The following is a 13,291-nucleotide window of genomic DNA, read 5'->3' as shown; positions in this document are numbered from 1 at the left end:
TGAGACAGATCACTCCGACCGCGCCGTGGCGAGACCCCTACGCGGCTCCAGCTCGCCGGCGAACCGCCGCACCCGCTCGGCCATCGCCTCCGGCACCTCGGCGACGGCGAAGTGGCCTCCCTCGGGGAGCCGCTCGAACACCCGCAGATCGCGGTAGAACCGCCGCGCCACCGACTCGGGGTTGTCGTGCTCGTGCCGCTGCACGAAGACGGCGGCCGGCACCTCGACCGGCGGGATCACGGCGTTCGCGCCGTCGAAGTAGGGCCGGAACGACGTGCCGACGCACTGCGTCGCCCAGTAGAGGGTCGCCTCGGTGAGGATCCGGTCGCGCGACACACGAAGCTCCACGGCCGCCGGGTCTCCGGGCGGGGTGTCGCTCCACTCGACGAGCTTCTCGGTGATCCACGCGAGCAGGCCGGCCGGTGAGTCGTTGAGTGCAGCCGCAACGGTGTCGGGTCGGGTCCCCTGGATGTGCGCGTAGCCCGCCTGCTGGTACCAGCCCTCCGCCATGCCGTCGTAGAAGGCGCGCTCGATGGGGTCCGTCGACGCCGCTTGCTCCTCCTGCGTGAGGAAGTGCGCGTGCGTGACGACGATGCCGGCCACCGCCTCGGGGTGCGTCGCGGCGAGGTGATCGCTCACGTTCGCCGTGAGGTCCTCGCCGTAGGTGAGGTAGCTCGAGTACCCGAGGACATCCGTCATGAGCGCGTGCGCCAGGTGGGCGAGCCGCTCTTCGGTGATCGGCTCGTCCAGCGGCGGCGAGAACGTGAATCCCGGCAGGCTCATCACGACCACGTCGAAGTCCGGCAGCAGGTCGGCGAAGTCCAGCTGCAGCGCGAACGTGTGCGGCCAGCCGTGCATCACGAGGAGCACCGGAGCGTCGGGCGTCGACGAGCGCCGGTGGACGAAGTGCAGCGTCGTGCCGTCGACGTCCGCGAGGAACTGCGGGTGCTCGTTCAGCCACGCCTCCCGCGCGCGCCAGTCGAAGGCCTGCCACGACCCGACGAGGTCCTTCAGGTACGCGGCGGTCATCCCGGACGCCGGCCGGCGAGGCGAGTCCTCGAGCAGGCGGGTGCGCGCCAGGCGGTCGCGCAGGTCGTCGAGAACCGGCTGCGGCACGTCGACGACGAACGGTCGGACGGTCATCACGCCACCGTACGAGCGACCACCGACAACGCCGTGGGGCTACACCAGCTTCGGGTAGGCGACGAGGAACGACGACGTGACCAGGAACAGCGCGATGGCCAGGCCAAGCAGCACGTCCCCGCCGCGGGTGGACTTCATCCGCCCCGACATCGCCGCGAAGAACAGCACCGCGGCGTAGGCCACCGTCAGCACCGTGTAGTTGTCGCCGCGCTGGTTGTTCCTCAGCGCCTGCGCGAACTTCGCGTCCGCTCGCGCGTCGGCGGCCTGGGCATCGGCGAGCTCGGGGAGCTTGTACTCGGGGAGGTCGAAGGGGGTCAGCGCGGCGTCCGCGTTCTGCAGCGGTGTCGAGGCCAGCCAGATGGGGAAGGTCGTGGCGAGCGGCTCGGGGAACCGCTCCGCCAAGAAGTCCGCGAGGACCATGTCATTCGCGGCGTAGGCGGACGCCCACTGCGAGAACAGAGTCACCTGCACGTTGGTCTTGCGGTTGGCGACCCCCTCGTAGCGCGCGGCCTGGATCCGGGCGCTCGACGCCTGGCTGAACGAGATCGACATCGCCCCGCCCCACTTGCTCGCCTGGAAGCCCACCCACGCCGTGAGGATCGTCGTCACGGAGAGCAGGACGACCACGACCACCTCGCGCCAGTCGATCCGTCGGGTCGGCGTGTCCGAGTGCTCCATCGGGCGAGTATGGCGGTGGTGGGCGCCCCTCCCGCGCGCTGCGCGGGCGTGTCTCGGCGGCGACGCCCGCCCCGGGGAGAGGATCGTGAGATGTCCAGCGGTCGCCTCCTGCGGATCCATAGCCCCGAGTTCCAGGCCATGGCCGACCGGGTCCTGCAGGTCACCGCGCTCACCGCGCGCCTGAACGTCCTGCCGTTCGACGACGAGGCGGGCAGGGCCGCGCTGCTCGAGCAGATCCTCGGCCGCCCGCTGCCCGCGAGGCTCACGATCTACCCGCCGTTCTACACCGACCACGGGCTCCACCTGGACCTGGCCGAGCGCGTCTTCATCAACCAGGGCTGCACCTTCCTGGACTACGCCGGGATCCGGATCGCCGAGCGCGTGATGATCGGCCCCAAGGTCACGTTCATCACGAGCGGCCACCCGGTCGATCCCGCCGACCGCAAGCTGTACCTGACGGGCGCCCCGATCGACGTGGCCGAGAACGTGTGGATCGGCGCCGGGGCGACGATCCTGCCCGGGGTCAGCATCGGTCATGACGCCGTGATCGCCGCTGGCGCGATCGTCGCCGACGACGTCCCCGCGGCGAGCCTCGTCGCCGGCCCGAAGGCCACCGAGCGCCGACGCTGGTAGCGGCGCTCAGGCGTCGAGCGTCGTCGACGGCAGACGAGAGCGCGTAGCGCGCCCCGCAGCGGCGAGCCGGTGCACCATGAGGACGGCCAGGGGGATCAGGGCCGCGTAGAGCAGCTGGGAGCGGTGGATCGGGGCGCCGACGAGGCCGAAGCCGGTGCCCAGCCAGGCGTACGCGGCGGTCGTCGCCAGGGCCAGGCCCACCGACTCCGCGACCACCACCGCCGCGGCCATCCGGTCCTGCGAGATGCCGTCGTCGGCGTCGGGCGGGCTCAGGCAACGGCCGAGCAGGTCGGGGTACAGCGAGCCCATCCCTGCCCCGAGGAGCGCGCCCCCGAGCAGGAGGCCGACGAACGAGGTCGCGTCGTCCGCCAACAGCGTCGTGGCGAGGAGCACCGCGACGCCCACGCCGATGGACGTCCCCGCAGGGACGGCGCGGCGTCGAAACGGCCCGTCCTCCAACGCAGGGTGCGAGCCCGTCCACAACGCCGCGACCGCCCAGAGGAACCCCGGGGCCGCGATGACGAACCCGAGGTGCACCGTGTCGAGCCCGAGGGCGTCGTGCGCGACCACCGACAGGACCATCGAGGCGCCGAAGAACACCGCCGCCGTGAGCAGGAGCGCCGTCAGCGCGGCGCGACGGCCGTCGCGGGCGCGGAACGTTCCGGTGGGAAGGATCGCTGCGGTGGCCCACAGCATGAGGCCGCCCCCGGCGACCACCGCCGCGATCGACCACACGCCGAGCGGGAGCGACAGAGCCACGGACCCGGCGGCCAGCAGGATCGCCCAGATCCACGGCGCCTTCTCCTCGGCGACCTCGTCCGTGCGCTCGGGCATGTAGCGGGCGATGACCAACCGGGCCACCAGCAGGACGGGGAGGTACAGGACCATCGCCCACCGCCAGCCGAGCGTCGACGCGACGGAGACGGCGTACACCGGGCCCAGGACCGACGAGAAGAGCCACACGCCGGACATCCCCGCCAGGACGAGCTGGCGGTACCTCGACGGGAGCCCCCGGCTGATCGCGCCCATGCCGACCGTCGCCAGCGCGCCCGCCGCGAGCGCCCGGACCGCCGTGCCGGCGATGAAGACCCCCATGTTCTGGGCCGTCGCGCACAACACCGCCCCGGCGACCGTCACCATCGTGAAGAGCACCATCAACCGGCCGACGGTGTAGCGGGAGAGCAGCCACGCCCCCAGCGGCATCGTCAGGAACATCGGCGCCTGCGCCGCGGCGTCGAGGGGGCCGTACAGGTGGGCACCGTGGAGCTCCGATGCCACGAGCGGCAGCACGGTCTGCGACAGGTAGCGCTGCATGCCCGCCAGGAACTCGGTGAAGACGAGCGACACGGAGAGCGCCACCACGGCGAACCGGCTCTGCGCCGGCGATGCCCGCGGTGTGGCGCGCATCAGCGACCGCCGTCGCCGCGCCGCCTGGCAGCCGGGCGCGGGACTCGTCGCAGGGCGAAGGTCACCGGTCCAGGATGCCGACGCATCGCGCACGCGACCATCCGAGCCGAGGTCGCTCCGGTGTCAACCTCGTCGACGACCCGTGAGCGTCACGCCCGCGGGCGCCGCCAGTCCAGCATGACGAAGAGGTCGCGCTCGCCCGGCACGCCCTCCAGCACGGCCCGGGCCAGGGCCGCCTCCCCCGCCTGCTCGCACGACCACAGCTCGAAGTCGACCGTCTGCGACCACGCCGGCGGCAGGAATCCGAGGACGGTCGGACCGTCGAGGACCTTGACCACGTCGTGCTCGGAGCGGGCCAGCTCGACGGCGAACCCGCGCTCCGAACGGCCGGCGCGCGTCGGCGCCGCGGCCTCGAGGAACCCCCGCACCCGCACGGGCACGTGACCGCCGCTCGCGGGCACGAGCCGGCCGGGCATGCTGGTCGAGGACGTCGGGTCCATGGCGGGAAACTACTCCTGCGTCCCGTGTAGAGAAATGCCGGACGGCTCCGTTCGACAAGTGATGGTGCCAATCTGGGCACGACGAAGGAGGAGCAACATGGCCAAGTACCTGCTGATCGTGGACTTCCAGAGCGGTCCCGACGACGCCCCGATGTCGGAGTGGACCGACCAGGAGATCGCCGCCCACCTGGACTACTACGGCCGGCTGAACCAGGAGCTGCTGGCGAGCGGCGAGCTCGTCGGCGGGGAGATCCTCACGGGTCCGGACCTGGCCAAGGTGGTCACGTCGGACGGCGCGACGACGGTGATCACCGACGGCCCGTTCCAGGAGTTCAAGGAATGGGTCGCGGGCTACCAGATCGTCGAGACGGAGACCGAGGCGCGTGCGCTGGAGATCGCCGGGCTCGTCTCGGCCGTGCCCGGTCGCGGCGGCATCCCGACCCAGCAGCCCATCCAGGTGCGCCGGATCATGGAGGACGGTCCGTCCGACGTCCAGGAGATGAACGCGTTCCTCGAGACGGCGAGCAACCCTCGCTGAACGTCCCGAGCCACGTCGAGGACCTGCTGCGCGAGCTCGCGCCGCAGGTCCTCGGCACGCTCGCACGGCGGTGGGGCGACTTCGACGCCGCGGAGGACGCCGTGCAGGAGGCGCTCATCGTGGCTGCCACGCACTGGTCGGTCGGCGGCATCCCGGAGCAGCCCCGCGGGTGGCTCCTGCAGACCGCGTCGCGTCGGATGGTCGACCGGTGGCGCAGCGACACCGCGCGACGCGACCGCGAGCTCCGGGTCGCGACGGAGCCCGCGGCCGGCGTCGGCGCGCAAGAAGACGACACCCTCACCGTCCTCTTCCTGTGCTGCCACCCGGCCCTCACGCCCACGTCCGCGATCGCGCTGACGCTGCGCGCCGTCGGCGGGCTGACGACCACCGAGATCGCCCGCGCGTTCCTCGTGCCCGACGCGACCATGGCGCAGCGCATCAGCCGCGCCAAGCAGCGGGTCGCGGGCGAGCAGTTCTCGATGCCCGCGCCCGACGAGCGCCCGGCCCGCCTGCGCAGCGTGCTGCGCGTGCTCTACCTGATGTTCAACGAGGGCTACACGGGCAGCGCCGGCGAGGACCTCACGCGCGTCGACCTGTCCGACGAGGCAATCCGGATCGCGCGGCTGCTGCATGCGGCCGACGACGACGCCGAGGTCACCGGCCTGCTCGCGCTCATGCTGCTGACCGACGCCCGCCGGGCGGCTCGGACCGATTCCTCGGGCGCGCCGGTGACGCTCGCCGACCAGGACCGAAGCCGGTGGGACAAGGCCAAGATCGCCGAGGGGACTTCCTTGCTGGACGGCGCGATCGGGCGCGGCGTGGTCGGCGAGTACCAGCTGCAGGCCGCGATCGCGGCGATCCACGACCGGGCACCTCGCGCGGAGGCGACGGACTGGCCGCAGATCCTGGCGCTGTACGAGCTGCTGGAGCGGATGACCGGCAGCCCCGTCGTGACGCTCAACCGGGCGGTGGCCGCGGGGATGGTGCACGGCCCGGCCGCGGGGCTCGCGATCCTGGACGGCGTGGACGATGCCCTGCCCCGCATCGACCAGCTGCGCGCGTACCTGCACGAGCGCGCCGGCGACGACGACCTCGCCCTTCTGCACTATCGGCGCGCGGCCGGGCGGGCGACGAACGTCGCGGAGCGCCGCTACCTCGACGCGCAGGTGGCCAGGCTGTCGGCCGGTCGATAGCCCCGCACACCCGCTCTCGACGGTCGTCATGGAGCCCGGGATCGAGAACCGGCCACTCCCGGGGTGGTCCTGTCACCGGTTGCCTCTACGGTGCCGGGATGCACGTCATCGAGCGCGGAACGGGCACGCCCGTGGTCCTGCTGCACGGGTTCGGCGTCGACCACCGGATCCTGCTGCCGTTGGACCCGGTCTTCGAGGGATGGACACGGCTCTACGTCGATCTTCCCGGGCACGGGGGCACGCCGATCGACGACGTCGCGAGCGCGGAGGGCGTCGCCCGCGCGGTCACCGACGAGATCCGCGGTCGCGTCGGGGACCGCCCGTTCGCCCTGGTCGGCAGCTCGTTCGGCGCCATGGTCGCCCGTCGGGTGGCGCACGACCTGCGGCCGCAGGTGGTCGGCCTGGCGACGTTGGCCKGGGTGTTCGTCGCCGAGCACGACCACCGCACGGTGCCGTCGAGGACCGTACTGGTCGCCGACCCTGCGGCTGCGGACGGTGACGAGGACTACGCCGAGCTGGCGGTCGTGCAGAGCCCGGCGAACGCCAGGGCGTTCCGCCAGCACGCCCTGCCCGGGCTGCGCGCCGCGGACCAGGAGGGGCTCGCCCGGATCGCGGAGCGGTACGCCTTCGACCGGGAGCCCGAGGACGCCTCGCCCGAGCCGTTCACGCAGCCGTGTCTCGTGGTCACCGGACGCCAGGACCACGTCGTCGGGTACGTGGACGCCTGGGCGCGGATCGAGCACTACCCGCGCGCGACGTTCGTGACGCTGGATTCCGGCGGGCACAACGTGCACCTCGACCGGCCGGGCCTCGTGGCCGCGTTGCTGACGGACTGGCTCGAGCGGGTCGCGGCCGACCGGTAGGCCGCGTCTGGGGCGGGCGCGACGAAGGTCGGGCGGCCCGCTCGGGCGCAAGGCCCGCCGTGCGGAAGGATGGCTACCTACACTCGTCCCCATGCCTGCCGACGACGCGGTGATCGAGATCGTGAGCGCGGTCGACGACGAGCTCGTCGCGGCGCGGCAGCGCCTGCTGCCCCGGCTGTCGGGCTCGGCGTCCTGGGCCGCCGCCGCGCACCCCCGGCAGACCGTCGGTTCCGACGCGACGTTCGTCGCCCGGGTCGGCGGCGCGATCGCCGGCAGCCTGCCCCTCGCGCTCGCACCGTGACCGCCGCGCAGGTGCACACCCTCAGCACCCCGGCGGGACCGGTGGAGCTCTCCTGGTCGGTCGAGGGCGGCGACGAGCTCCTGCTGGCCGACTCGCACCGGATCAGCCGGGGAGTCGTGGAGACGTGGCGCCGCCCCCGCGAGCTCGACGTGACTCTCACCATCGCCCATATCGACCCTCCGCTGAGCGACCACTGGCTCCCCCTCGACGGCTACGTCGGGGCCGTCTGGACCTTCCAGGCGCTGCGCCCGCACGGTCCGATCGACATCGAGGGCCGCTACCTCGCGCTCGATGCCGATCAAGGTGGGAGCGACTGCGGGGAGCTGCTGACGGCGGTCACGTTCGAACAGGGCGGCCGGACCTTGTCGATCGGGACGCACGACAACGACGCCCTCGCGCGGCGAGCCCTCGACCTGCCGCACGCCTTCGGCCCGGCCCTCCCGCCCGAGTGGGCCCCGGACCTGCCGGAACCATGGGAGGGCGGGAGCGAGTACGGGTCCACCGTCGTCGGCGCGGGAGTCCGCCTCCGCCTGCCGCGGCTGCCCGCAGGGGGCCGGGCCGACCTGCACGTCGCCGTCGCCTGGGGGCCGACCCGGGACGACGCCGCGACCTGGTACGCCGTGGACACCGAGCCCACACGGATCCTCAGGGAGGCTCGGCGCCCGACATAGCACCGCGCCGGGTCGCCCCGCGGGAGCCGTGGACTCGTCGGGCTTGCGACCCGAATCGCAAAACGATAGTTTTCTCTTGTTAATCGATAGCCGGAGGTGGACTAATGGGGCGTCTGACCGTCCTCGCGCTCCGCGCGCTCATCGTGCTGATGTTCGCCGGGATGCTGTTCCTGCAGGTCATGCTCTTCCCGCTGCTCGGCATCGACATCGCCGAGGAGGCCCCTGACCTGGTCTTCCTGCGCTGGGCCGTCGTCGTCATCGGCATCCTCGGCGTCCTCACCGTGGAGATCGCGCTCGTCTGCATCTGGCGGCTGCTCACCATGGTCCGACGGGACACGGTCTTCAGCCTCGCGGCGTTCCGCTTCGTCGACGTCATCATCGGCTCCGCCGTCGCGGCGACGCTCCTGGCGGTCGCACTGTCCTTCGTCCTCGCACCCGGAGAAGCCGTCCCGCCGGGCATGGTCATGGTCGTCGTGATCGCGGGCGTCGGCACCGCCGGCATCGCGCTGCTCGTGCTCGTCCTGCGGGTGCTGCTGGCGAAGGCGGTCGCGCTGGACACCACGGCGGCGACGCTGCGCGCCGAGCTGGACGAGGTCATCTGATGGCGATCGTCGTCGACATCGACGTCATGCTGGCCCGTCGCAAGATGTCGGTCGGCGAGCTGGCCGACCGCGTCGGCATCACCCCGGCCAACCTCGCGGTGCTCAAGAACGGCCGGGCCAAGGCCGTCCGGTTCAGCACCCTCGAGGCTCTCTGCGAGGTGCTCGCCTGCCAGCCCGGCGACCTGCTACGCCACGAGGGCGCGCCGATCGACGAGCCGGCTCCAGCGGCTCCCTAGCGCGTCGACGCCGGATGCCACGGCTCGGACTGAATCCGCTCGCGCGTGGTTCCGACCCGTCGCGCTCGCCTGCCGACGGGCCGCTGACCGGTCGTCAGGCCTTCGAGCGGCCGCCGCTGAAGCGCCAGATCGCCGTGATGATCAGCGCGCCGACGATCGAGCCGATGATGCCGCTGGCCCGCAGCTCCAGGCCGTCGCCCGCGATGAGGCTGGCGAGCAGGCCGCCGACGAACGAGCCGACGAGGCCCGCGATGATCGCCATGGTCCAGTCGATGCCCTTGCGTCCCTTGCCGAGGATGAGCTGGGCGAGGGCGCCGATGAGCATCCCGAAGAGGATCAGGCCGAGGATGAGCATGCGCCGAGACTAGGGCACCGAGTCCGTTCTGCGGTGCTCATCCCGAGTCGCAGACGCGAGGGTCGCTGCGAGACCCCGTCCCACCCACGGTGGGCATCCTTGAGCGCGGCGGTTCAGGGCTTCGTCGCTGAGACGCGTTCGACCAGTCGCCACCGCGACGCCTGGGTCTCGGTGACCCGCAGCCCCGCGGCCTCCATGAGCAGCAGCGGCCGCCGCCGGTGGTGCTCACCGGCCGCGTCGGGGGTCACGCGGTCGAGCACGCGCTGGACCCCGCGCCCGAGGGCGGCCGACGACTCGACGTGGTCGGCCATCAGCAGACGCCCCTCGGGACGCAGCACCCGCGCGAGCTCGCGCAGGACGGCGAGCTCGTCGGCCACGCAGCACATCGCGAGCGTGCAGACGACCGTGTCGAACGCGTCGTCGGGAAGGTCGAGGTCCGCCGCATCGGACTGCAGGGTTCGGGCGGGCACGCGCAACGACGCCGCCCGGGCCGACGCCGCCCGGAGCATCGCGTCGCTGACGTCCGTGAGCGTCAGGTCAGTCACGCGCTCGGCGTAGTAGGGCAGGTTCGCGCCGGTGCCGACGGCGACCTCCAGCGTCGTGCCCGACACGCGCTCGGCGATCCACGATCGCGCCGGCGCGAAGAGCCGCGGCTCGAGGAACGCGGTCGTGCGGTCGTACGTCGACGCCTGCCCGTCCCAGTACGCCGCGCCGCCGCTGGGCTTGCTGGTCACGCCGGTTCCAGCAGCACCAGCGGGATGACACGCGTGGTGCGCGTCTGGTACTCCGCGTAGTTGGCCAGCGCCGCGGTCACGCGGGGCCACAGCTCCTCGCGCTCGTCGGGAGTCGCCACCCGCGCCACCATCGGTCGCGCCTGCCGGCCCGAGACGGCGACCTGCACGTGAGGCTCGTCGACGAGGTTGAGGTACCAGGCGGGATGGCGGTCGTCGCCGCCCGCCGACGCGACGACCACCAGGGCGGACCCGACCTGCACGGGGACGGTGAGCATCGACACGCGTGGCTTGCCGGACCGCCGACCGACCGTGGTGAGCTCGATCGACCGCAGGCCGAGCAGCTCACCGCCGAGCCGGCCGCCGCTCACCTTGAGGATCGCGCGGTGCACGCCGCTCAACGTCCGCATCACGAGGGTGCTGGTCACCCGGCGACGGTACGCCGCAGCAGGCCCTTGGGCCCGGATCGCGGCCCGGTCTGGGTGGGAAGATGGGAGCGTCGGCGATCCCGACGCCCGAACCCGCACCCACCAGGAGCTCCGATGTCCGCCGCCGCGCCCACCCTCCCGACGATCCGGCCCTCGCGGCGTCTCGCCGAGCTGCTCGAGACCGTGCGCTGGGCGCCGGCCCCCCGCTGGGGACACTCGGCGGCCGCGCACGGGCGCTACGTCGCCTACCTCGGCGGCAGCATGCTCGCCTGGACCCTGGTCGGCGTCGGCGGCGCGGCCCTCCTCGGCCAGACGCTCGGCCTCGTGGGCTGACCGCCTCCTCCGTGGGGATCTCGCTGGGCGCCTGGTCGACCTCCGACGCCGCGTCACTCGCTGCCGCGGTGCGCGCCAGCCCCGACCTCGCGGTCCAGCTGGGCGCAGACGCGCCGGACACCGTCGACCAGGCCCGCGCGTTCATCGCGCAGCACCTCGCTCCGCTGGACGCCTCGAGGTTCGCGTTCGCCGTCCGGGTCGACGGCGTCGCGGTCGGCTCCGTCGCGCTGAGCAACGTCGACCGTCGGCACGACACGGCGTGGGTCTCGTACTGGGTGGCGACGAGCCACCGCGGCCAGGGTCTGGCCTCCCGGGCGCTGGCCAGCGCCGCGCAGCTCGGCCTCGACGACCTGGGACTGGCCCGGCTCGAGCTCGGCCACCGCGTGAACAACCCCGCGTCGTGCCGGGTCGCGACGGCGGCGGGCTTCGTCGCCGAGGGTGTCGAACGAGCGAAACTCCGCTACGGCAGCGAGCGCTTCGACGTCGAGACCCACGCGCGGCTGGCCTCCGACCCCGCGCCGTCGATCGACCTCGTCCCGGTCGACCGGACCGCGCTCCTCGGCCGGCCGCTCAGGGACGAGGCGGGCTGGGTCGCCGGCCAGACCAGCGCGTCGGACGGCGGCTTCTCGTCCCGCTGACGCGCCTCACTCCGCGCCGAAGCGTCCCCGCGCCTCGTGCGGGATCAGCGGCTTCTCGCCCCGGACCTTGAGCTGCTGCACGGCCCAGCTGTTTCCGTCGGGGTCGCTGAAGCCGAAGAACGTGCCGCCGTCGCGCGGGTCGATCACCTGAATCTCGGAGGCCTCCACCCCGCGGGAGACGAGCTCCGCGCGCGCGGCCTCGGCGTCGGCGACCACCAGCTGCACGCCCTTCAGCGAGCCCGGCGCCATCTCGGACTGCGAGGGCAGGTTGCCGATGACGATCGAGCAGCCGGACCCGCGCGGGGTCAGCTGGGCGACGTGCATGAACTCGTTCTCGGTCTCGTGGTCCAGGTCGAACCCGACCTGGTCGCGGTAGAACGCGATGGAGGCGGCGAGATCGCTCACCGGCACGACGACGACTTCGAGGGTCCAGTCCACGGGAGCTCCTTCGCTCGGGTCTGCGGGGTCACGTCCACTATGCCGCCTACCCTTCGCGCATGAGTGAGATCGCCCAGCTGCCCGCCGACCATCCCTGGGCGGCCGTCGGCATCATCGCGGCGGTCCTCGCCCTCGGGTGGCTGTTCCGTCCGCGCCCGCAGCGACCTCGGCGCCCCCTGACTCTGGACCGGTCCGCCTTCCGCCGGCACACCGGAGACCCGGGCGAGGCGTTCGTCTCGTGGTACCGCACGGCGGTCGGCGACAGGGTCTGACCCACGGCATTGCGTTGTCGCTCTGCCGGAATGGGGGGCTACCGTTTCGCCCTTGTGAGCCGGATCGTCGACACCGTCGTCCCGCAGCGACTCGGGACCAGGTTCCGGTGGCTGCTCGCGTCGTCGTGGAGCTCGAACCTGGGCGACGGCATTGTCATCGCGGCCGGTCCGCTGCTCGTGGCGAGCCGGACCGAGGACGCGTTCCTCGTCGCGCTGGCAGCGCTGCTTCAGTGGCTGCCGCCGCTGCTGTTCGGGCTGTGGGCCGGCGCGCTGACGGACCGGCTGGACCGCCGCAAGCTCGTCATCCTGGTCGACTCGCTGCGGACCGTCGTGCTCGTGCTGCTCGCGGTCGCCGTCGCCACGGACGTCGCGTCGATCGTGCTGGTGCTCGTCGCGATGTTCCTGCTGGGCACCGCGGAGACATTCGCCGACAACGCCTCGAGCACGCTGGTGCCGATGCTCGTGCAGCGCGACGACCTCGCGCTGGCCAACAGCCGCATCCAGGCCGGGTTTGTCACCGTCAACCAGCTCATCGGGCCGCCGCTCGGCGCCCTGCTGTTCGCCGCCGGCCAGGCGCTGCCGTTCGCGGCCGAAGCGATCCTGGTGGCCGCGGGGGCCGTGCTCGTCTCCCGGATCGCGCTGCCCCCGCACCGCAGCGAGCGACCGGACACGCACATCCGCCACGACATCGCCGAGGGCGTCCGCTGGGTCCGGCACCACGCCGCCGTCCGGACGCTGGTGCTGACGATCCTCATCTTCAACGTGACGTTCGGCGCCGCGTGGTCGGTCCTCGTGCTCTACGCGCGCGAGCACCTGGGGCTCGGGGCGATCGGCTTCGGGCTGATCACGACCGTCGGGGCGATCGGCGGCCTCGTCGGCACCGTCTCCTACGGGTGGATCACGCGGCGGGTCAGCCTGGCGAACCTCATGCGCATCGGGCTCATCGTCGAGACCCTCACCCACCTCGCGCTCGCCCTGACGACGACGGCGTGGTTCGCGCTCGTCGTGTTCTTCGTGTTCGGCGCGCACGCGTTCGTGTGGGGGACGACGTCGGTGACGATCCGGCAGCGGGCGGTGCCGACCGAGCTCCAGGGCCGGGTGGGCAGCGTCAACCTGGTCGGCGTGTTCGGCGGGCTGGTGGTCGGGGCGGCGATCGGCGGGCTGCTCGCGCAGCGTTACGGGGTGACGGCGCCGTTCTGGTTCGCGTTCGTCGGCTCCGCGATCTTCGTCGTGCTCATCTGGCACCAGCTGCGGCACGTCGCGCACACCGACGAGCAGGACGCGCCGGCACCGGCCTGATCGGAGTTGACGGCTGTATTGATTTTCATCAA

General features: G+C 72.6%; 20 protein-coding genes. 12 read left to right on the top strand and 8 right to left on the bottom strand.

The window, feature by feature from the left end; translation table 11 throughout:
- Positions 1-9: 9 nt before the first annotated feature.
- Both AC1DYZ_RS07435 and AC1DYZ_RS07430 read right to left on the bottom strand, forming a co-directional pair.
- Positions 10-1,143 (bottom strand): epoxide hydrolase family protein, encoded by a 1,134-nt coding sequence (locus tag AC1DYZ_RS07435; protein WP_477064563.1) that lies wholly within the window; start codon positions 1,141-1,143, stop codon positions 10-12.
- A gap of 39 nt (positions 1,144-1,182) precedes the next feature.
- Positions 1,183-1,821, bottom strand: a complete 639-nt coding sequence (locus AC1DYZ_RS07430; RefSeq protein ID WP_477064562.1) for a hypothetical protein — start codon at positions 1,819-1,821, stop codon at positions 1,183-1,185.
- Positions 1,822-1,911: 90 nt separating this feature from the next.
- On the opposite strand from AC1DYZ_RS07430, the gene AC1DYZ_RS07425 reads away from it, so the two are divergent.
- A complete protein-coding gene (locus tag AC1DYZ_RS07425) occupies positions 1,912-2,454 on the top strand; it encodes a DapH/DapD/GlmU-related protein (protein WP_477064561.1) in 543 nt (180 codons plus the stop codon).
- 6 nt (positions 2,455-2,460) lie between these two features.
- On the opposite strand, the gene AC1DYZ_RS07420 is transcribed toward AC1DYZ_RS07425, so the two are convergent.
- Complete coding sequence (locus AC1DYZ_RS07420) at positions 2,461-3,861, bottom strand: MFS transporter (RefSeq protein ID WP_477064560.1); 1,401 nt, start codon at positions 3,859-3,861, stop codon at positions 2,461-2,463.
- A gap of 149 nt (positions 3,862-4,010) precedes the next feature.
- A complete protein-coding gene (locus AC1DYZ_RS07415; RefSeq protein WP_477064559.1) occupies positions 4,011-4,361 on the bottom strand; it encodes a hypothetical protein in 351 nt (116 codons plus the stop codon).
- A gap of 97 nt (positions 4,362-4,458) precedes the next feature.
- Between AC1DYZ_RS07415 and AC1DYZ_RS07410 the strand changes: the two genes are divergently transcribed.
- The 7 genes from AC1DYZ_RS07410 (at position 4,459) to AC1DYZ_RS07380 (ending at position 8,765) form a co-directional block, all read left to right on the top strand.
- Complete coding sequence (locus AC1DYZ_RS07410) at positions 4,459-4,899, top strand: YciI family protein (protein WP_477064558.1); 441 nt, start codon at positions 4,459-4,461, stop codon at positions 4,897-4,899.
- A complete protein-coding gene (locus AC1DYZ_RS07405) occupies positions 4,896-6,092 on the top strand; it encodes an RNA polymerase sigma factor (protein ID WP_477064611.1) in 1,197 nt (398 codons plus the stop codon). Before AC1DYZ_RS07410 ends, AC1DYZ_RS07405 begins: the two co-directional genes overlap by 4 nt.
- A gap of 98 nt (positions 6,093-6,190) precedes the next feature.
- A complete protein-coding gene (locus AC1DYZ_RS07400; RefSeq protein WP_477064557.1) occupies positions 6,191-6,955 on the top strand; it encodes an alpha/beta fold hydrolase in 765 nt (254 codons plus the stop codon).
- A gap of 91 nt (positions 6,956-7,046) precedes the next feature.
- On the top strand, positions 7,047-7,256 hold the full coding sequence (locus tag AC1DYZ_RS07395; protein ID WP_477064556.1) for a hypothetical protein: 210 nt from the start codon (positions 7,047-7,049) through the stop codon (positions 7,254-7,256).
- A complete protein-coding gene (locus tag AC1DYZ_RS07390; protein ID WP_477064555.1) occupies positions 7,253-7,927 on the top strand; it encodes a hypothetical protein in 675 nt (224 codons plus the stop codon). The genes AC1DYZ_RS07395 and AC1DYZ_RS07390 overlap by 4 nt, the downstream gene beginning before the upstream one ends.
- A gap of 104 nt (positions 7,928-8,031) precedes the next feature.
- Positions 8,032-8,529, top strand: a complete 498-nt coding sequence (locus AC1DYZ_RS07385) for a DUF2975 domain-containing protein (RefSeq protein WP_477064554.1) — start codon at positions 8,032-8,034, stop codon at positions 8,527-8,529.
- A complete protein-coding gene (locus tag AC1DYZ_RS07380; RefSeq protein WP_477064553.1) occupies positions 8,529-8,765 on the top strand; it encodes a helix-turn-helix domain-containing protein in 237 nt (78 codons plus the stop codon). Before AC1DYZ_RS07385 ends, AC1DYZ_RS07380 begins: the two co-directional genes overlap by 1 nt.
- Positions 8,766-8,859: 94 nt before the next feature.
- Here the strand turns inward: AC1DYZ_RS07380 and AC1DYZ_RS07375 are convergent, their stop codons facing one another.
- The 3 genes from AC1DYZ_RS07375 to AC1DYZ_RS07365 all read right to left on the bottom strand — a co-directional run bounded on the left by AC1DYZ_RS07375 (position 8,860) and on the right by AC1DYZ_RS07365 (position 10,279).
- Positions 8,860-9,120 (bottom strand): GlsB/YeaQ/YmgE family stress response membrane protein, encoded by a 261-nt coding sequence (locus AC1DYZ_RS07375; RefSeq protein WP_477064552.1) that lies wholly within the window; start codon positions 9,118-9,120, stop codon positions 8,860-8,862.
- A 113-nt stretch (positions 9,121-9,233) separates the two neighbouring features.
- Entirely contained in the window at positions 9,234-9,854 is a 621-nt protein-coding gene (locus tag AC1DYZ_RS07370) for a class I SAM-dependent methyltransferase (RefSeq protein ID WP_477064551.1), read from the bottom strand.
- Positions 9,851-10,279, bottom strand: coding sequence for a nitroreductase/quinone reductase family protein (locus AC1DYZ_RS07365; protein ID WP_477064550.1), 429 nt, complete (start codon positions 10,277-10,279; stop codon positions 9,851-9,853). Before AC1DYZ_RS07365 ends, AC1DYZ_RS07370 begins: the two co-directional genes overlap by 4 nt.
- Before the next feature lie 114 nt (positions 10,280-10,393).
- On the opposite strand from AC1DYZ_RS07365, the gene AC1DYZ_RS07360 reads away from it, so the two are divergent.
- On the top strand, positions 10,394-10,612 hold the full coding sequence (locus tag AC1DYZ_RS07360; RefSeq protein WP_477064549.1) for a chemotaxis protein CheW: 219 nt from the start codon (positions 10,394-10,396) through the stop codon (positions 10,610-10,612).
- Between the two features lie 11 nt (positions 10,613-10,623).
- Complete coding sequence (locus tag AC1DYZ_RS07355) at positions 10,624-11,250, top strand: GNAT family N-acetyltransferase (RefSeq protein ID WP_477064548.1); 627 nt, start codon at positions 10,624-10,626, stop codon at positions 11,248-11,250.
- Positions 11,251-11,256: 6 nt separating this feature from the next.
- Here the strand turns inward: AC1DYZ_RS07355 and AC1DYZ_RS07350 are convergent, their stop codons facing one another.
- Positions 11,257-11,688 carry a VOC family protein gene (locus AC1DYZ_RS07350; protein WP_477064547.1) on the bottom strand — a complete coding sequence of 144 codons (432 nt, stop codon included), beginning with the start codon at positions 11,686-11,688 and terminating at the stop codon, positions 11,257-11,259.
- 59 nt (positions 11,689-11,747) lie between these two features.
- Between AC1DYZ_RS07350 and AC1DYZ_RS07345 the strand changes: the two genes are divergently transcribed.
- Both AC1DYZ_RS07345 and AC1DYZ_RS07340 read left to right on the top strand, forming a co-directional pair.
- Positions 11,748-11,960, top strand: a complete 213-nt coding sequence (locus AC1DYZ_RS07345) for a hypothetical protein (protein WP_477064546.1) — start codon at positions 11,748-11,750, stop codon at positions 11,958-11,960.
- A 30-nt stretch (positions 11,961-11,990) separates the two neighbouring features.
- Positions 11,991-13,259 carry an MFS transporter gene (locus AC1DYZ_RS07340; RefSeq protein ID WP_477064545.1) on the top strand — a complete coding sequence of 423 codons (1,269 nt, stop codon included), beginning with the start codon at positions 11,991-11,993 and terminating at the stop codon, positions 13,257-13,259.
- The last annotated feature ends 32 nt before the right edge of the window (positions 13,260-13,291 follow it).

The organism is Cellulomonas sp. P1_C4 (assembly GCF_056406355.1).
This window is presented reverse-complemented; position numbering and strand designations above follow the sequence as displayed.

Bases quoted from the DNA above. Each gene is read 5' to 3' on its own strand.
- AC1DYZ_RS07395 (WP_477064556.1), top strand. From the start codon at position 7,047: ATGCCTGCCGACGACGCGGTGATCGAGATCGTGAGCGCGGTCGACGAC.
- AC1DYZ_RS07375 (WP_477064552.1), bottom strand. From the start codon at position 9,120: ATGCTCATCCTCGGCCTGATCCTCTTCGGGATGCTCATCGGCGCCCTC.
- AC1DYZ_RS07430 (WP_477064562.1), bottom strand. From the start codon at position 1,821: ATGGAGCACTCGGACACGCCGACCCGACGGATCGACTGGCGCGAGGTG.
- AC1DYZ_RS07345 (WP_477064546.1), top strand. From the start codon at position 11,748: ATGAGTGAGATCGCCCAGCTGCCCGCCGACCATCCCTGGGCGGCCGTC.
- AC1DYZ_RS07385 (WP_477064554.1), top strand. From the start codon at position 8,032: ATGGGGCGTCTGACCGTCCTCGCGCTCCGCGCGCTCATCGTGCTGATG.
- AC1DYZ_RS07425 (WP_477064561.1), top strand. From the start codon at position 1,912: ATGTCCAGCGGTCGCCTCCTGCGGATCCATAGCCCCGAGTTCCAGGCC.
- AC1DYZ_RS07380 (WP_477064553.1), top strand. From the start codon at position 8,529: ATGGCGATCGTCGTCGACATCGACGTCATGCTGGCCCGTCGCAAGATG.
- AC1DYZ_RS07410 (WP_477064558.1), top strand. From the start codon at position 4,459: ATGGCCAAGTACCTGCTGATCGTGGACTTCCAGAGCGGTCCCGACGAC.
- AC1DYZ_RS07340 (WP_477064545.1), top strand. From the start codon at position 11,991: ATGGGGGGCTACCGTTTCGCCCTTGTGAGCCGGATCGTCGACACCGTC.
- AC1DYZ_RS07360 (WP_477064549.1), top strand. From the start codon at position 10,394: ATGTCCGCCGCCGCGCCCACCCTCCCGACGATCCGGCCCTCGCGGCGT.
- AC1DYZ_RS07415 (WP_477064559.1), bottom strand. From the start codon at position 4,361: ATGGACCCGACGTCCTCGACCAGCATGCCCGGCCGGCTCGTGCCCGCG.
- AC1DYZ_RS07420 (WP_477064560.1), bottom strand. From the start codon at position 3,861: ATGCGCGCCACACCGCGGGCATCGCCGGCGCAGAGCCGGTTCGCCGTG.
- AC1DYZ_RS07435 (WP_477064563.1), bottom strand. From the start codon at position 1,143: ATGACCGTCCGACCGTTCGTCGTCGACGTGCCGCAGCCGGTTCTCGAC.